The sequence below is a fragment of the Methylobacterium sp. Leaf361 genome (assembly GCF_001424445.1).
Lineage (GTDB): Bacteria > Pseudomonadota > Alphaproteobacteria > Rhizobiales > Beijerinckiaceae > Methylobacterium.
In genome coordinates, this window is sequence record NZ_LMPY01000012.1 from 523,165 (window position 1) to 539,178 (window position 16,014).

A 16,014-nucleotide genomic window follows, 5' to 3' on the forward strand; every position below is an offset into this window, starting at 1 on the left:
AGCCGAACCGCGGCGAGGCGAGGATCGGGCACGGGAGAAGGGGCGCCTCGGCGCCTCGCCCGGTCGATGCGAAGGTGCGGCGCGATGAGAATCCTCTTCCTCAGCCGCCGCTACTTCCCGGCGATATCGGGCATGAGCGTCTACGCGCAGAACCTGCTGCGCGAGCTGGTCGGCGCCGGCCACGACGTCACGATGATCTCGCAGTACCGGGGCGACGCCTTCGGCACCCGGGTCTACGGAGGCGGGCCGCCCCCGCCGGTGCCGGGCGTTCGGGTGATCGGCCTGGAGCAGCTCGGCGAGCAGGCGTCGGGCGACTTCGAGCGCGACATCGCCGCGATGGTGGACGCGATCTGCCGCGAGCACGCCCTACAACCCTTCGACATCCTGCACGCGCAATACGGTTACCCGACCGGCTGGGCGGTGCTGCTCGCCGCGCGCGAACTCGGCGTGCCGAGCGTCGTCTCGATCCAGGGCGGCGACGGCCACTGGGTCGGCTCCTGCTGCGAGACCCACCGGGTCGCCATGTGCGAGGTGCTGGCCCACGCCAACGCGCTGCTGATCGGCGGCGCCTCCTTCGTGGACGAGGTCTGCGAGCGGCTCGGGTCGGACCCCGCCCGCTTCACCATCGTGCCCGGCGCGGTCGACACCGACCGGTTCGCGCAGGGCACGCCCGACGGGCTGCCCGCGCCCCATCCGGGCCCAGTGCGGCTGTTCTACCACGGCCGGGTCGACCGCCGGAAAGGCGTGCTCGACTTCATCGAGGCCCTGGCGATCCTGCGCGCGCAGGGCACGCCGTTCGCCGCCACCATCTCGGGGATCGGGCCCGACGTGGACCCGGCCAAGGCGCTCGCCGCCGAGCGCGCCTTCTCGGAGCGCGAGATCGCCTTCACGGGCTACGCCGAGTACGGCTCCGTGCCCGACCTCTACCGCCGCGCCGACGTGTTCGTCTCGCCGACCTATGCGGAGGGCTTCTCCAACACGATCCTGGAGGCGCTCGCGGCCGGGCTCGCTACCGTCTCGTGCCACGCGGTCGGCGTCTCGGACTGCCTGCGCGACGGGGAGAACGGGCTGCTGGTGAATCCGGGCGACGTCCCGGCGCTGGCCGCCGCGCTCACCCGGATCATCACGGACGCCGATCTGCGCCGCCGCATCGCGACGGCCGGCCTGGAGGAGTGCCGGCGCGTCTACTCGTGGCACGCGGTCGGGCGGCAGATCATGGAGGTCTACGCCCGCGTGCGCGGCGAGCGGCCGGCCACCGACTTGTCGCCGGACCTGCCCCACGATCCGACCTGCCGCTTCCGCGCCGAGCCGCACCTGCTCTGAGCGCGCGGCCTGGACCCATCGAGACCGCACCCCGGACCATGCCCACCGCGCTCGCCCTCTCGCCCCATCTCGACGACGCGGCCTTCTCGTGCGGCGGCCTCCTGGCAAGCCTCGCGCAAGCTGGCTGGGGCGTGGTGATGGCGACCCTGTTCACCGGCAGCGTCGCCGAGCCGAGGGGCTTCGCGCTCGCCTGCCAGCTGGACAAGGGGCTCGGACCGGAGGTCGACTACATGGCCCTGCGCCGGGACGAGGATGTCCGGGCTGCCGCGGCGCTCGGCATCGCGCCGCCCGTCCACCTGCCGTTCCGGGAGGCGCCGCACCGGGGCTACGGCTCGGCGCCGGAGCTCTTCGCCGACACGCGCGCCGACGACGGCGTCGCGGCCGAGCTGGCACCGGCCATCGCGGGGCTGATCGCCGCCGGGAGTCCCGATCTCCTCCTGGCTCCGCAGGCGATCGGCGGGCACGTCGATCACGTCCAGACCGTGCGGGCGCTGCGCGGCCTCGCGCCGGCGCAGCCGATCCTATGGTGGCGCGACTTTCCCTACACGGTGCGGGAGGCCGCCCCGAAGGCGCCCCTCGCCGACCTGTTCGCCGACCTCGCCGAGCCGGCGATGCGCCTCGCCCCGGAGGCCCAGACCCGGAAGCGCGCCGCCTGCGCGGCCTATGCCAGCCAGATCGGCTTCCAGTTCGGCGGCGTGGCCGGCCTCGACGCGCGCCTCGCCCGGGAGGAGGGCACCGAGCGCTTCCGCCGGTCGGGCCGCCTCGGCCTCACGATCCCCGGCCTCGATGCCGGCTGAGCCGCGGGCGCCGAAGGCGCTGGCCGATCCGGAAGCCCTCGCGGCCCGCCGTGCCCTGATCGACAGCCCCCACATCGCACCGATCCGGGCGCTGGCGGCGCGCGTCGCGGCCGAGCGCGGCGCCCCGGTCCCGGCGCCCGACCCCCTGGACGGCGGCTTCGGCGCGCGGATGCTCCTCCTCCTCGAGACCCCCGGCCCGGCGGTCCTGCGCACCGGCTTCGTCACCCGCGACAGCGCGAACGGCACGGCCGCGAACCTGTTCCGCTTCCTCGCCGAGGCCGGGCTCAGCCGGGCCGACACGCTGATCTGGAACGCGGTCCCCTGGCTCATCCACGCCGAGGGCGCCCGCAACCGGGCGCCCCGCCGGGCGGAGGTGGCGGCGGCCGCGCCCTATCTGGCCCCGCTCCTCGACCTGCTGCCGCGCCTCGCCGTGGCGGTGCTGGCCGGCCGCTTCGCCGGGGAGGCCGCGCCCGCCCTCGCGGCGCTCCGCCCCGACCTGCCGGTGATCCGGGTGCCGCACCCGAGCCCGACCTATGTCTGCACCGCGCCGGAGGTGCCGGAGCGGATCCGGCGCGGCCTCGCGGAGGCGGCCGCGATCCTCGATCGGACCTCCGGCTGAGGATAGATCGCCCGTCACGGGCCTGCCTTCCCTGGCCTTGCGCCCCGGTTCGGCCTACATGCGGGGCAACGGGCCGCGGTCCGGGAGATTCCGGCACGGGCTGACGGCCTTCGGGCCGGGCCGCGCAGCCGGAAGGGCGGACGCCGATCGGCATGAATTTTCAGGGACAGCACCGGAGCCCGGCCGAGCCGGTCGAGCCGGTCCAGCACGATGCCGAAGCGGGCTCGAAGCGGAAGAGCCGGCGCAGCCGCTATGCCTGGATCGGCACGGCGGCCAGCATCGTGCTGTTCGCCGTCTCCCTCGGCGTCCTGTGGAAGCTCGTGCAGAGCGTCAGCTGGGCGGAGGTGCGCAGCGCCATCGCTGCGGCGACAGCCGAGCAGCTCGGGCTCGCCTTCCTGTTCGTCGGCATCAGCTACCTGTTCCTGACCGGCTACGACGCGCTGGCCCTGCGCCAGCTCAAGATCAAGGTGCCGTACCGGATCACCGCGCTCGCCTCCTTCACGAGCTACGCGGTGAGTTTCACTCTCGGCTTCCCGCTGCTCACCGCCGGGACGATCCGCTACTGGATCTACGCCCGGCAGGGGCTCTCGACGGCCAAGATCGCCGCGCTCACCGTCATCGCCGGCTTCACCTTCTGGCTCGGCATGGGCGTGGTGCTGGGCCTGAGCCTGATCATCGAGGCCGGCCAGCTCGCCGGCCTCGCCTTCACGTCGATCCGGATCAACCAGGGCGTCGGCCTCGCGGCGCTCGCCCTGGTGCTCGGCTACCTCGCCTGGGTCTCGGCCAAGAAGCGTAGCATCACCGTCAAGCAGTGGCGCCTGGAACTGCCGGGCGCCTCGGTCTCCATCGGCCAGATGATCGTCGGGATCGGCGACGTCTGCGCGGCGGCGGCGGTGCTCTACGTCCTGCTGCCGCAGGAGACGACGCTCGGCTTCACCACCTTCCTGGCGATCTACGTGCTCGCCGCCATGCTGGGGATCGCGTCGAACGCGCCGGGCGGGATCGGGGTGTTCGAGGCGACGATCCTGCTCGCCCTGTCGAGCCTGCCGCGCAACGAGGTGCTGACCTCGCTGCTGCTGTTCCGGGGCTGCTACTACGTCGTGCCGTTCGTGACCGCCCTGGCGATGCTCGGGCTGTACGAGATCGTCAAGCGCGCGGGCGGCGCCCGCGATCCCGGGCCTCCGGAGGGCACGGCCGGCCCGTCCGGCCGGGCGTGGCACGACGAGTCCGAGCCCCGCTGAGCGGCCGGCCGCGCCCGCCATGTCCGGCCGCCTGCGCAGCTCCCCCGCCTGGACCGGCGCCGCGATCGCCGCGGGCCTGCTCGGGCTCGCCACCGCCCTGGCCGGGCGGCTCGATCTCCCGCTCATCCTGATCGGCCTCGCGGCGATCTGCCTGGGCGGCTGGCTCGGCGGACGCGGCCGCGAGGCGCCCGTGCCGCGCCCGGCCACCACCACGCCGCGCCACGCCGTCGCCGAGGCGCTTCTCGCCCACGTGCCGGACCCGGTCATCCTGGTCGACCGGCGCACCCTGGTGCTGGAGGCCAATCCCGCCGCCCGGGCGCTCCTGCCGGCCCTCCACCAGGCCCGGCCGCTATCCTTCGCGCTCCGCGACCCGGAGGTCCTCGACGGCATCGAGGCGGTGCTGAGTTCGGGCCTCCCGCGCCGCGTCGCGCTGTCGACCCGGGTGCCGCTGGAGCGGACCTTCGATGTCCAGATCGGCGCCCTGCCGATGCCCGATGGGTCCGGCGTCAGCGCGCTGCTGTTCCTGCGCGACCTCACCGCGGCCCGGCGCCTGGAGGCGATGCGGGTCGACTTCGTCGCCAACGCCAGCCACGAGCTGCGCACGCCGCTCGCCACCCTGATCGGCTTCATCGAGACCCTGCAGGGGCCGGCCCGCGACGACGCGCAGGCCCGGGAGCGCTTCCTGGAGATCATGCGCGTCCAGGCCCTGCGGATGACGCGGCTGATCGACGACCTGCTGTCGCTGTCGCGGATCGAGCTGCGCGAGCACGTCGCCCCCACCGCGATGGTCGATCTCGGGGCGCTCGCCCGCCAGATGGTCGACGCCCAGGGCCCGCCCGCCGAGGCGCGGGGCGCCGCGATCCGGCTGGAGGAGGGGGCGGGCCCCTACGCGGTCCCCGGCGACGCCGACGAGCTGGCGCGGGTGATCGAGAACCTGATCGAGAACGCCGTGAAGTACGGCGGCGGCCGGATCAGCGTCGGGCTCGCCCGCGAGGACGACCCGCGCCTCGGGCGCCGCGTCGTCCTGTCGGTGGCCGATGACGGGCCGGGCATCCCGCCCGAGCACATCCCGCGGCTGACGGAGCGCTTCTACCGGGTCGACGTCGCCTCGAGTCGCGCCCGCGGCGGCACCGGGCTGGGGCTCGCCATCGTCAAGCACAGCCTCAACCGCCACCGCGGCCGCCTCGCCATCGAGAGCGCGGCCGGCGAAGGGACGACCGTGCGGGTCAGCCTGCCCGAGTACGGCGCCGCGCCGCCGCAGTTCGCGGCCGATCAGGCCGGCCCGGTATAGGGGCCGATCCCGAGCCCGGCCTCGACCCGCCCGACCCAGGCGCGGATCGCCGGGTAGTCCGTCAGGTCGAAGCCCCCCTCGTGGGCCATGCGCGTGTAGGCGACGAGCGCCACGTCGGCGAGGGTCAGGATCTCGCCCGCCATGAAGGCCGAGCGCCCGAGGGTGTCCTCCATCAGCCGCAGGGCGTCGGCGCCGCGCTCGGCGAGCTTCGGGTCGAGATCCTCGGGCGCCCGCTTGAGGTAGTGGAGCTGGTAGCGGCGGACCGCGATGTAGGGCTCGTGGCTGTACTGCTCCCAGAACATCCACTGCAGCATGCGGGCGCGGGGCAGGGGCTCCGCGGGGACCAGCGCGGAGCCTTCCGCGAGGTAGACGATGATCGCGTTAGATTCCGACAGCACGGTGCCGTCGGGCAGGGCGACGATGGGCACGCGGCCGGCGGGGTTCAGGGCGAGGAACTCGGGCCTGCGCGTCCCGCCGCCCGGGACGTCGACGTCGCGCCAGACCGCCGGGATACCGAGATGCGCCGCGACCCACTTGACCTTGAGGCAGTTGCCGGAACCCGGGTCGCCGTAGATCGTCAGCGGCTCGCTCATCTGTTTCCCCGTCGCTCCGGTGGGCGGTGACCTTGGCCGGGCGGGCGCGATTCGACAACGGCCGCGGCCCTCATCGACCGGCCGGATCCGGAGCCTCGGTCGCCAGCCCTTGACCTTCCCATCATGGGAAGCCTCATCTGACCGGGCATGGATGCTTCCAACCGGACCACCGCCATGTCGAGATCCGTCGCCCTGACCCTCCCCGTCGCGGGCATGTCCTGCGCCTCCTGCGTCGGCCGCGTCGAGCGCGCCCTCGCGGCGCTGCCCGGCGCCCGGGACGTGGCGGTGAACCTCGCCACCCACCGCGCCAGCCTCGTCCTCGACGGGGCGACGAGCCCGGGCGACGTCGCGACGGCGCTCGCGGATGCCGGCTACCCCGTCCCAGAGACGCAGAGCCTGCTGGCCGTGGACGGGATGTCCTGCGCGAGCTGCGTCGGCCGCGTCGAGCGGGCGCTGGCCGCCGTGCCGGGGGTGACCGGGGCCAGCGTCAACCTCGCCGCAGGCCGGGCCGCGATCCGCCATCCCGAGGGCGTGGTGCCGATGGACGCGCTGGTGGCGGCCGTGGAGACGGCGGGCTACGAGGCCCGGCCGGTCGATGCCGGCCACCCGGTCGACCCTTCGGCCCGTCAGGCCGAGGAGGGGCGCGCCCTGCGCCGCGACCTGATCGTCGCCGCCCTGCTGTCGGTTCCCGTCGTGGTCCTCGACATGGGCGGCCACCTCCTGCCCGCGCTGCACGGCGGCCCGGTGACGGCCCTGGTCCAGGCCGCGCTGGCCACCCTGGTCCTCGCCGGCCCGGGGCGGCGCTTCTTCCTGCGCGGCGTCCCGGGCCTGCTGCGCGGCCATCCCGACATGAACGCCCTGGTCGCCCTCGGGGCCGGCGCCGCCTACCTGTACTCCCTGCTCTCGACTTTGGCTCCGCACCTCCTGCCGGCCGGGGCGGCGCACCTCTACTTCGAGGCGAGCGTCCTGATCGTCACGCTGATCCTGCTCGGCCGGACGCTGGAGGCCCGCGCCAAGGGGCGCACCGGCCAGGCGATCGCGCGGCTGATGGACCTGACGCCGAAGACCGCCCGGGTCGTGCGCGACGGCGCGGAGACCGAGGTTCCCCTCGACGCCCTGCGCCTCGGCGACGTCGTCCGGGTGCGTCCGGGCGAGCGGGTGGCGGCGGACGGCGCCGTGGTGGCCGGTAGCAGCCACGTCGACGAGAGCATGGTGACGGGCGAGCCGGCCCCGGTGCGCAAGGGGCCGGGCGATACCGTGGTCGGCGGGACGCTCAACGGCCGCGGCAGCCTCGACCTGCGGGTGGAGGCCGTGGGCGGCGCCACCGTGGTGGCGCAGATCGCCGCCATGGTGGAGCGCGCCCAGGGCGGCAAGCTGCCGATCCAGGCGCTGGTCGACCGCGTCACCGGGCGGTTCGTCCCGGCGGTGATCGGCATCGCCGCGGTGACCTTCCTGGCCTGGCTGGCGCTGGCGCCGGCCCCGGCGCTGGGTCCGGCCCTGGTCAACGCCGTCGCGGTGCTGATCATTGCCTGCCCCTGCGCCATGGGGCTGGCGACGCCGACTGCCATCATGGTCGGCACCGGGCGCGCGGCGGCGCGCGGCGTGCTGTTCCGCGACGGCGCGGCGCTGCAGGGCCTGCGCGACGTGCGGGTCGTGGCCCTCGACAAGACCGGCACCCTGACCGAGGGGCGCCCCCGGCTCACCGAGATCGTCCCGGCCGCCGGTGTCGCGGAGGACGCGGTTCTGGCCCTCGCCGCCGCCTTGGAGACCCGCTCCGAGCACCCACTGGCCGGCGCCGTCGTGGCGGCCGCCCGCGAGCGCGGCCTCGCCCTATCGGAGGCGGACAGCTTCGAGGCGGTGGCGGGCTTCGGGATCGCCGGACGGGTCGCGGGCCGGTCCGTGGCCCTCGGCGCGCCGCGCTACCTGGAGCGCCTCGGCGTCGCCCTCGACCCGGATCTCGCTGCCCGGGCCGAGGCGCTGGCGGGCGCGGGGCGGAGCCCGATCCACCTCGTCCTCGACGGGCGCCACGCCGCGATCCTGGCGGTGGCCGATCCCGTGAAGCCGGGTGCCCGCGCGGCGGTCGCGGCCCTGAAGGCGCGCGGCCTCGCGGTGGCGATGGTCACGGGCGACGATCCCGTCACCGCCGCCGGCGTGGCGCGGAGCCTCGGCATCGACGCCGTGGCCGCCGGGGTGCTGCCCGGCGGGAAGGTCGAGGCGGTCCAGCGGTTCCGGGCGGAACACGGGCCGGTGGCCTTCGTGGGCGACGGCATCAACGACGCGCCGGCGCTGGCCGAGGCCGATGTCGGACTGGCGATCGGCACCGGCACCGACATCGCCGTCGAGAGCGCCGACGTGGTGCTGATGTCGGGCGATCTGGAGGCCCTGGTCGAGGCCCTGGCGCTGTCGCGGGCGGTGATGGCCAATATCCGCCAGAACCTGTTCTGGGCCTTCGCCTACAACGCCGCGCTGATCCCGGTGGCGGCCGGCGTGCTGGTGCCGTTCGGCGGCCCGGCCCTGTCGCCGATCCTGGCCGCGTGCGCCATGGCGTTCTCGAGCGTGTTCGTCCTGGGCAACGCCCTGCGGCTGCGCCGGGCCGGCGGGCGTCCCGCGGCGGCCGAGGGGCCGGCGCTGTCCGCGAGGCCGGCATGAGCGCGGCGACCCTCACGATCGGCGAGGCGGCGCGCCGGACCGGCGTCTCGGCCAAGATGATCCGCTGGTACGAGGCGACCGGCCTGCTGCCGCCGGCCGCCCGGTCCGAATCCGGCTACCGCCACTACGGCGAGGCGGACCTGCACACGCTGCGCTTCATCCGCCGCGCCCGCGACCTCGGCTTCAGCGTGGACGCGATCGCGGATCTCCTGGCGCTCTGGCGCGACCGCGCCCGGCCGAGCGCCGGGGTGAAGGCGATCGCGCAGGAGCAGATCGCCGATCTGCGCCGCCGCATCGCCGAGATGGAGGGCATGGCCCGGACGCTGGAGCACTTGGCGGAGGCCTGCTGCGGCGACGCGCGGCCGGACTGCCCGATCCTGGACGACCTCGCCGCGGGCGACCATCCACCCGCGCCGCGGCGGCGCGGGCGCGGGATCACGGGGCGTGGGGCGGCGTGAGCGGAGCGCCGCGGATACCGAGCTTGGCCGTTGACGGCGGCTCTGGCCCCGGCTTTGCTGGTCCGGCCCACCCGCAAAGGCCACGAGAGCCCCGCCCCGATGCCCGTCCTCGAACGGATCCGCGCCTTCGCCGACACGATGACGGCGTGGCGGCACGACCTGCACGCCCATCCCGAGCTGCTCTACGACGTCGACCGCACCGCCGGCTTCGTCGCCGAGACGCTGCGGTCCTTCGGCTGTGACGAGGTCGTCACCGGCATCGGTCGGACCGGGGTGGTGGGCGTCATCCGCGGCCGGGGACGCAGCTCCAACCGTGCCATCGGCCTGCGCGCCGACATGGACGCCCTGCCGATCCAGGAGGTGCGCGACCTGCCCTACCGCTCCACCGTGCCGGGCAAGATGCACGCCTGCGGCCACGACGGTCACACGACCATGCTCCTCGGCGCCGCCAAGTACCTCGCCGAGACCCGGGATTTCGACGGGGCGGCCGTGCTGATCTTCCAGCCCGCCGAGGAGGGTGGCGGCGGCGGCGAGGCGATGGTCGACGACGGAATGATGGAGCGGTTCGGGGTCGAGTCGGTCTACGGGATGCACAACATCCCCGGCATGGCGGTCGGCACCTTCGCGATCCGGCCGGGGCCGATCATGGCCTCGACCGATCGCTTCACGATCACGATCGAGGGACGGGGCGGCCATGCGGCCCTGCCGCAGAACGCCGTCGACAGCGTGCTCGTGTCGAGCCACGTGATCATCGCCCTGCAGAGCATCGTGTCGCGCAACCTCGACCCGGTGCAGTCGGCCGTGGTCTCGGTCTGCGCGCTGGAGGCCGGCGAGGCCTTCAATGTCCTGCCGCAGACCGTCACCATGCGCGGCACCATGCGCACGCTGTCCCAGGCCGTGCGCGGCGAGATCAAGGCGCGGATCGAGACCCTGGTGGCCGAGATCGCCGGCGGCTTCGGCGCGCGGGGCGGGGTCGCGTACGGAGCGAGCTACCCGGTGACCGAGAACCATCCCGCCGAGACCGATTTCATGGCCGGCGTCGCCGAGGCGCTGGTGGGTGAGGAGAACGTCGACCGGACGGTGGCGCCGATGATGACCGCCGAGGACTTCTCCTACATGCTCGCCCGCCGTCCCGGCGCCTACATGTTCATCGGCAACGGCGACAGCGCCTCGCTCCACCACCCGCACTACGATTTCAACGACGCGGCCGCGTCGTACGGGGCTTCCCTGTGGGCGCGCCTGATCGAGACCGGGCTGCCGCGCACCGCCTGAGCGCGCCCCCAGCCGCACCGTCATCGCGCGCGCAGCGAAGTGACCCAGGCTGCGCCGTTAGAGGTTGCGCAGCCCTGGGTCGCTTCGCTGCGCTCGCGATGACGAGAGGCGATCAGCTGCCGTAGCGGGCCTTGAGCAGCGCGTAGGTCAGCCGCGCCGTCTGGACCTCGCCGCCCTCCGGCCGTCCGGGCTTGGCGGAGGGGTTCCAGCCGTAGAGGTCGAAATGGCCGTGCGCCTTCGTGTTGGGCGCGAAGCGCCGCAGGAACAGGGCCGCGGTGATCGCCCCCGCGAACGGTCCGCCCGACACGTTGTTGAGATCGGCCACCTTGGAATCGAGCAGGCTCGCGTAGGGCGCGTGCAGCGGCATGCGCCAGACCGGGTCGATCGCCGCCCGGCCGGCCCGCGCCACCGCCTCGGCCAGCGCGTCGTCCTCCGTGAAGAAGGCCGGCAGGTCCGGCCCGAGGGCCACCCGGGCCGCGCCGGTCAGGGTCGAGAAGTCGAGGATCAGGTCGGGGGAGTCCGCGTCCGCGAGGGCGAGCGCGTCGGCCAGGATCAGCCGGCCCTCCGCGTCGGTGTTGCCGATCTCGACGCTGAGCCCGGCCCGGCTCGGCAGCACGTCGCCGGGGCGGAAGGCGTTGCCCGCGACCGCGTTCTCCACCGCGGGGATCAGCAGGCGCAGGCGCAGGTTCAGGCCCGCGCCCATGACCATGTCGGCGGCGGCCAGCGCCGCGGCGGCGCCGCCCATGTCCTTCTTCATCAGCAGCATCGCGGCCGACGGCTTCAGGTCGAGGCCGCCGGTGTCGAAGGCGACGCCCTTGCCGACCAGGGTCACGCGCGGCGCGTCCGCCGGCCCCCAGGTCAGGTCGATCAGCCGCGGGGCCCGGGGCGACGCGGCGCCGACCGCGTGGATCAGCGGGTACCCCTCGGCGAGGGCCGCGCCGTCCGTGACGGCGACGGAGGCGCCGTGGCGCGCGGCCACCGCCCGGGCGGCCGCCTCGATCTCGGCGGGTCCGAGATCGTTGGCCGGCGTGTTGACGAGATCCCGGCCCAGCGCCACCGCGGCGGCGACCCGCTCCACCTCGGCCGCGTCGATGCCGGCGGGCGCCGCGAGCCGGGCCTTCGTGCCGCCGCCGGACCGGTAGCGGCCGAAGCGGTAGCTCCCCATCAGCCAGGCGAGGGCGGCCTCGGCCGGCTCGGGGGCGTTGTCCAGGCGGAAGGTCCCCTCCGGCAGCAGCCCCGGCAGCTTGCCGGCGAGGAGCCTGTCGTAGGCCGCGGCCTCCGGATCGCCGAGGCCGAACAGGACCCGCGCGAGGCCGCCGTCCGGGCCGGGCAGGAGCGCGAGGCTGCCCGCCTTCGGCTTGAAGCCGATGGCCCTGGCGAAGCTCCGCTGGGCGGGCTCCAGGCCGGACTCGACCGCCGCCCAGCCCCCGGTGGTGACCAGCGTCACCGGTACGGCCTGGGTGTCGCCGGTCATGAGCCCGCAGGTCGTCGCCGGAATCTCGGCCTGGATCATGTGCCTCTCGCGTGCCGCCCGGACCGGCGGCTTAACCGGTGATTAGGGTTAACGCTCTATCACCGGCCGGCCGGGAGCGTGAAGCACGTGCCATCGCGTCCGGTCCCGATGCCGGCGGAGCGCACCATGATGACGGCCCTGTTCCGGGTCACCCGATCCCAGGCACGCCCCGGACGCCGCGCCGCCCTCGCGGCCGCCGTCGTCGCGCTGGGCCTGGCCGGCTGCAACACCCGCTCGCCCGAGACGACCGGGTCGATCGGCCCCCTCGGCGGGCCGTCCGCGGCCGCCGCGGCGCCCTCGCGGCAGGACATCGACCGGCTGGCCGAGCGCTACAACGCCGACCCCGCCGACGGGCGCACGGCGATGGCCTACGCCCGCGCCCTGCGGGCCACCGACCAGATCGGCCAGGCCTCGGCGGTGCTGCAGCAGGCCGCCCTGCGCAACCCGCGCGACCAGGCCCTGCTCGGTGCCTACGGAAAATCGCTGGTCGAGGCGGGCCGCTTCCGCGAGGCGATCGACGTGCTCTCCAACGCGCACACGCCCGCCAATCCCGACTGGCGCATCCTGTCGGCGCAGGGCTCGGCCTCCGCCCAGCTCGGCGAGCAGGCCCGCGCCCAGGGCTTCTACGAGGCCGCCCTCAAGATCCGCCCGAACGAGCCCTCGCTCCTGTCCAATCTCGGCCTGTCCTACGCGCTGTCGCGCAACCTCGATCAGGCCGAGCAGACCCTGCGCCTCGCCGCCGACCAGCCCGGCGCCGACGCGCGGGTGCGGGCCAACCTCGCCATGGTGCTCGGCCTCAAGGGCCGCTTCGCCGATGCCGAGGCCGTCCTGCGCCGCGACATGAGCGCCGAGGAGGCGGCCACGAACGTCGCGTCCCTGCGCAGGCTCGCGGCCCAGCCGAATCGGTCGAAGGCCCTGTCCGTCGCGGGCGTGCCCGGGCAAGGGTAGGGCGCCCGCGCCACGCGACTCCCGCCCTTCTGCGGGCTCGCGGACGTACGCAGCAGCACCGGCAACACCCGTGCGGCTCTCCGCTCCCGCTCGGGAGAGGGGGCCTGTCGCGCTCGGCCGCCACCGTCGATGCCCGTTGGAGATGCGCGAGTCGCCCAGGCCTCCGCGGCGCGCGCCCAGTCGCCGCCACGGTCCCCGACAGGAAAACGCACCTGTCATGACGACCCGGTAGCGGCCAGATTCGAAAAGTTCTATATCCCTCCGCGGCTGCGCCGCGCGGCATCACGGGCGTCCAAATCGCCCCCGCGCATCGTCCTGCCCGGGCACTCCCGGGGCGGCGCGCGCCCGTCGGGCGCTACACAGGCCGAACACGGATCTCGTAGCGCAGGTCTTGCCTGCGCGTGTTCGACAACCCGCAGCGAGGATAGAACCAGCCGTGCCCTCACTCGACAGCTTCAAGGCCCGCCAGACGCTCGAAGCCGGCGGCAAGACCTACACCTACTATTCCATTCCCGCGGCCGAGAAGAACGGCCTCGCCTCGGCGGCCGCGCTGCCCTTCTCCATGAAGGTGATCCTGGAGAACCTGCTCCGCTACGAGGACGACCGCTCGGTCAAGAAGGCCGACATCGAGGCCGCCGTCGCCTGGCTCGACCAGAAGGGCAAGGCCGAGGTCGAGATCGCGTTCCGCCCCTCCCGCGTGCTGATGCAGGACTTCACCGGCGTCCCGGCGGTGGTCGACCTCGCGGCCATGCGCGACGCCATGGTGGCGCTCGGCGGCGACCCGCAGAAGATCAACCCGCTGGTGCCGGTGGACCTCGTCATCGACCACTCGGTGATCGTCGACGAGTTCGGCACCCCGAAGGCGCTGGCCGACAACGTCGCCCTCGAATACGAGCGCAACGGCGAGCGCTACACCTTCCTGAAATGGGGCCAGTCGGCCTTTGACAACTTCTCGGTGGTCCCCCCGGGCACCGGCATCTGCCACCAGGTGAACCTGGAATACCTTGCCCAGACCGTCTGGACGAAGTCGGAGAACGGCGCCGACGTCGCCTATCCCGACTCGCTCGTCGGCACCGATTCGCACACCACCATGGTCAACGGCATGGCGGTGCTGGGCTGGGGCGTCGGCGGCATCGAGGCCGAGGCGGCGATGCTCGGCCAGCCGCTCTCGATGCTGATCCCCGAGGTCGTGGGCTTCAAGCTGTCGGGCAAGCTGCCCGAGGGCACCACCGCCACCGACCTCGTGCTCACCGTCACCCAGATGCTGCGCAAGAAGGGCGTGGTCGGCAAGTTCGTGGAGTTCTACGGCCCCGGCCTCGACGACATGGCGGTCGCCGACCGGGCCACGATCTCCAACATGGCCCCCGAGTACGGCGCGACCTGCGGCTTCTTCCCGGTCGACCAGAAGACCATCGACTTCCTGAAGGTCACCGGCCGCTCCGACGACCGGATCGCCCTGGTCGAGGCCTACGCCAAGGCGCAGGGCATGTGGCGCGACGCCCGGACCCCCGACCCGGTCTTCACCGACACGCTGGAGCTCGACATGGGCCAGGTCCGGCCCTCGCTCGCCGGCCCGAAGCGCCCGCAGGACCGCGTGCTGCTCGACGGCGCCAAGCCCGGCTTCGCCGCCTCGATGGAGACCGAGTTCAAGAAGGCCGCCGACCTCGCGCGCCGCTACCCGGTCGAGGGCACCAACTTCGACATCGGGCACGGTGACGTGGTGATCGCCGCGATCACGAGCTGCACCAACACGTCGAACCCCTCGGTGATGATCGGCGCGGGCCTGCTCGCCCGCAACGCCGTCGCCAAGGGCCTGCGCTCCAAGCCGTGGGTGAAGACCTCGCTCGCGCCCGGCTCGCAGGTGGTCGGCGAGTACCTGGAGAAGTCCGGCCTGCAGGAGCCGCTCGACGCGCTCGGCTTCAACCTCGTGGGCTTCGGCTGCACGACCTGCATCGGCAATTCCGGCCCGCTGCCGGAGGCGATCTCGAAGGCGATCAACGACAACGACGTCGTCGCCGCGGCGGTGCTCTCGGGCAACCGCAACTTCGAGGGCCGCGTGAACCCCGACGTGCGGGCGAACTACCTCGCCTCGCCGCCGCTCGTGGTGGCCTACGCGCTGGCCGGCTCGCTGCAGATCGACATCACCACGGAGCCGCTGGGCCAGGGCTCGGACGGCAAGCCCGTCTACCTCAAGGACATCTGGCCGTCCTCGGCCGAGGTCCAGCAGTTCATCGAGGAGAACATCACCTCCGCGCTGTTCAAGTCCCGCTACGCGGACGTGTTCGGCGGCGACCAGAACTGGAAGGACGTCGAGGTCACCGAGGCCGAGACCTTCGCGTGGAACCCGGGCTCCACCTACGTGCAGAACCCGCCCTACTTCGTCGGCATGGAGAAGACCCCCAAGCCCGTCGAGGACATCGAGGGTGCGCGCATCCTCGGCTTGTTCCTCGACTCGATCACCACCGACCACATCTCGCCGGCGGGCAACATCCGCGCGGCCTCGCCGGCCGGCGAGTACCTGCAGTCGCACCAGGTGCGCGTGCAGGACTTCAACCAGTACGGCACGCGGCGCGGCAACCACGAGGTGATGATGCGGGGCACCTTCGCCAACATCCGCATCAAGAACCAGATGGTGAAGGACGCCTCCGGCGGCGTGGTCGAGGGCGGGTGGACGCACTTCCAGCCGTCCGGCGAGAAGATGTTCATCTACGACGCGGCGATGAAGTACGCCGAACAGGGCACGCCGCTCGTGATCTTCGCCGGCAAGGAGTACGGCACCGGCTCGTCGCGCGACTGGGCGGCGAAGGGCACGAAGCTGCTCGGCGTCCGCGCCGTGGTGGCCGAGAGCTTCGAGCGCATCCACCGCTCGAACCTCGTCGGGATGGGCGTGGTGCCGCTGGTCTTCCAGGGCGACACGAGCTGGCAGTCGCTGGGCCTGAAGGGTGACGAGACCGTCACCATCAAGGGCCTCGCCGGCGAGCTGAAGCCCCGCCAGACGCTCACCGCGGAGATCAAGTCCTCCGACGGCTCGGTGAAGCAGGTCCCGCTGACCTGCCGCATCGATACGCTCGACGAGCTCGAGTACTTCCGCAATGGCGGCATCCTGCCCTACGTGCTGCGCTCGCTCGCGGCGTGAGCCTCCGGAGGGCAGCGTCCCCGCTGCCCGCGCGGTAATCAGGCGGCGCCCACCGGGTGCCGCCTGACTCGTTTTCGGTCGGTGCCGTCGTCCGATGCGCCACCCCGTCATCGCGAGCGCAGCGAAGTGATCCAGGGCAGCGCGACGGAGGAAGTCCTTGCGCCGGCTGGATTG

12 protein-coding genes are annotated in these 16,014 nt (G+C 73.6%); 10 read left to right on the forward strand and 2 right to left on the reverse strand.

Features of this window, described 5'->3' with window-relative positions; translation table 11 throughout:
- Positions 1 to 84 precede the first annotated feature (84 nt).
- From ASG32_RS12010 to ASG32_RS12030, 5 genes are all read left to right on the forward strand, one after another.
- Positions 85 to 1,323 (forward strand): glycosyltransferase family 4 protein, encoded by a 1,239-nt coding sequence (locus tag ASG32_RS12010; RefSeq protein WP_056526049.1) that lies wholly within the window; start codon positions 85 to 87, stop codon positions 1,321 to 1,323.
- A 38-nt stretch (positions 1,324 to 1,361) separates the two neighbouring features.
- The gene (locus tag ASG32_RS12015; RefSeq protein ID WP_056526053.1) at positions 1,362 to 2,120 is read left to right on the forward strand and encodes a PIG-L family deacetylase; all 759 of its coding nucleotides are present in this window, start codon (positions 1,362 to 1,364) and stop codon (positions 2,118 to 2,120) included.
- Positions 2,110 to 2,739, forward strand: a complete 630-nt coding sequence (locus ASG32_RS12020) for a uracil-DNA glycosylase (protein ID WP_056526055.1) — start codon at positions 2,110 to 2,112, stop codon at positions 2,737 to 2,739. Before ASG32_RS12015 ends, ASG32_RS12020 begins: the two co-directional genes overlap by 11 nt.
- A gap of 152 nt (positions 2,740 to 2,891) precedes the next feature.
- Entirely contained in the window at positions 2,892 to 3,980 is a 1,089-nt protein-coding gene (locus ASG32_RS12025) for a lysylphosphatidylglycerol synthase domain-containing protein (RefSeq protein ID WP_020092580.1), read from the forward strand.
- A gap of 19 nt (positions 3,981 to 3,999) precedes the next feature.
- Positions 4,000 to 5,271: an ATP-binding protein gene (locus tag ASG32_RS12030; RefSeq protein WP_199866101.1), complete on the forward strand. Its 1,272-nt coding sequence runs from the start codon at positions 4,000 to 4,002 to the stop codon at positions 5,269 to 5,271.
- On the opposite strand, the gene ASG32_RS12035 is transcribed toward ASG32_RS12030, so the two are convergent.
- On the reverse strand, positions 5,253 to 5,864 hold the full coding sequence (locus ASG32_RS12035; RefSeq protein ID WP_056526058.1) for a glutathione S-transferase family protein: 612 nt from the start codon (positions 5,862 to 5,864) through the stop codon (positions 5,253 to 5,255). The genes ASG32_RS12030 and ASG32_RS12035 overlap by 19 nt on opposite strands.
- A gap of 174 nt (positions 5,865 to 6,038) precedes the next feature.
- On the opposite strand from ASG32_RS12035, the gene ASG32_RS12040 reads away from it, so the two are divergent.
- The 3 genes from ASG32_RS12040 to ASG32_RS12050 all read left to right on the forward strand — a co-directional run bounded on the left by ASG32_RS12040 (position 6,039) and on the right by ASG32_RS12050 (position 10,243).
- The gene (locus tag ASG32_RS12040; protein WP_056526061.1) at positions 6,039 to 8,513 is read left to right on the forward strand and encodes a heavy metal translocating P-type ATPase; all 2,475 of its coding nucleotides are present in this window, start codon (positions 6,039 to 6,041) and stop codon (positions 8,511 to 8,513) included.
- The gene (gene cueR, locus ASG32_RS12045; RefSeq protein ID WP_056526064.1) at positions 8,510 to 8,971 is read left to right on the forward strand and encodes a Cu(I)-responsive transcriptional regulator; all 462 of its coding nucleotides are present in this window, start codon (positions 8,510 to 8,512) and stop codon (positions 8,969 to 8,971) included. Before ASG32_RS12040 ends, cueR begins: the two co-directional genes overlap by 4 nt.
- 99 nt (positions 8,972 to 9,070) lie before the next feature.
- Positions 9,071 to 10,243: a M20 aminoacylase family protein gene (locus ASG32_RS12050; protein WP_056526067.1), complete on the forward strand. Its 1,173-nt coding sequence runs from the start codon at positions 9,071 to 9,073 to the stop codon at positions 10,241 to 10,243.
- Between the two features lie 112 nt (positions 10,244 to 10,355).
- Here ASG32_RS12050 and ASG32_RS12055 read toward each other — a convergent pair whose 3' ends face one another.
- Positions 10,356 to 11,756, reverse strand: coding sequence for a leucyl aminopeptidase family protein (locus ASG32_RS12055; protein ID WP_082557835.1), 1,401 nt, complete (start codon positions 11,754 to 11,756; stop codon positions 10,356 to 10,358).
- A 126-nt stretch (positions 11,757 to 11,882) separates the two neighbouring features.
- On the opposite strand from ASG32_RS12055, the gene ASG32_RS12060 reads away from it, so the two are divergent.
- A complete protein-coding gene (locus tag ASG32_RS12060; RefSeq protein WP_091679773.1) occupies positions 11,883 to 12,704 on the forward strand; it encodes a hypothetical protein in 822 nt (273 codons plus the stop codon).
- A gap of 436 nt (positions 12,705 to 13,140) precedes the next feature.
- Positions 13,141 to 15,840 carry an aconitate hydratase AcnA gene (gene acnA, locus ASG32_RS12065; protein WP_056526070.1) on the forward strand — a complete coding sequence of 900 codons (2,700 nt, stop codon included), beginning with the start codon at positions 13,141 to 13,143 and terminating at the stop codon, positions 15,838 to 15,840.
- Positions 15,841 to 16,014: the final 174 nt, after the last annotated feature.